At 63.1% G+C, this 1,175-nt stretch carries 2 protein-coding genes; one reads left to right on the forward strand and one right to left on the reverse strand.

Annotated elements, in window-relative coordinates; all coding sequences use genetic code 11:
* On the forward strand, positions 1-419 hold a 419-nt coding region (locus EN991_RS37005; protein WP_206519339.1), incomplete at its 5' end, for an esterase-like activity of phytase family protein.
* Between the two features lie 11 nt (positions 420-430).
* Here EN991_RS37005 and EN991_RS37010 read toward each other — a convergent pair.
* Complete coding sequence (locus EN991_RS37010) at positions 431-1,102, reverse strand: hypothetical protein (protein ID WP_064993081.1); 672 nt, start codon at positions 1,100-1,102, stop codon at positions 431-433.
* Between the last annotated feature and the right edge of the window lie 73 nt (positions 1,103-1,175).

Below are 1,175 nucleotides of genomic sequence, written 5' to 3' on the forward strand. Positions count from 1 at the left end.
AGGGCGGCCTGGTCGTGGTCTCCGAAAAGAGCCTCGACAAGGCCGGCAACATCTATGCCGCCATCATCGAGGGGCCGCACAAGGGCGTCTTTACTGTCAAGCGCAACGGCGATTTCGACATCACCGACGGCGCCTTCCTGCCGGATGGCGATCTGCTGCTTCTGGAGCGCAGTTTCTCGATGGCGAGGGGCGTCAAGATGCGGCTGCGGCGCATCTATGGCGAAAGCGTCGAGAAGGGCGCGGTCGCCGACGGGCCGGTGCTGCTGGAGGCCGACATGGGCTACCAGATCGACAATATGGAAGGGCTCGACGTCTGGACCCGCGACGACGGCGCGCTGATGGTGTCGCTGATCTCCGACGACAACCACTCGATCCTGCAGCGCAACCTCTATCTGGAATTCATCCTGCACCAGGATTGAGCCCGCCGGCTTTACGTCTTGGTGGCGATCCAGATGATATGGCGCGCGCCGCGCTTGCCGTTGGCGCGCGTACTGACCTCTTCGACCCCGAAGCCTGCCTGCTTCAGCCGCCGCGTGAAGCCGATGTCGGGGCCTTGCGACCACACCGCCAGCACGCCGCCCGACTTGAGGGCGCTGCGTGCGGCTGCGAGGCCCTGCAGGCTGTAGAGCGCGTCGTTGGATTTGTGGACGATGCCTTCCGGGCCGTTGTCGACATCGAGCAGGATGGCGTCCCAGGCCGCGGGCTGCGAGCGTATCAGCTGCCCGACATCGGTCTCCTGGATGGTGACGCGCGGATCGTCGAGACAGCCGCCAAAGATTTCGGCCATCGGACCGTGCGCCCAGGCGACAACGGCCGGCACCAGTTCAGCGATGACGATTCCGGCATCATTGGCCAATTCTGCAAGCGCGGCGCGCAAGGTAAAACCCATGCCAAGCCCACCGATCAGGATTGTTGGCTGGCTATGGCCGGCAATCCGCCCGCAGGAGAGTTTTGCCAGCGCTTCCTCGGAACCGCTGAGGCGGCTGTTCATGAGCTCGTTGGTGCCCAGCATGATCGAGAATTCGGTGCCGCGCCGCTTGAGGCGAAGTTCTTGTCCGCCGTCTGGGGTCTTCGCTGAATCGAGCTGGATCCACGGGATCATGATCTTTGTCCGACCATGATCTTTTCCGAAAACGGGGTCCCACTTTTCGGGATCATGGTTTAAGCCGCAACCG

This window comes from Mesorhizobium sp. M7A.F.Ca.US.005.03.2.1, assembly GCF_003997795.1.
Classification (GTDB): domain Bacteria; phylum Pseudomonadota; class Alphaproteobacteria; order Rhizobiales; family Rhizobiaceae; genus Mesorhizobium; species Mesorhizobium ciceri.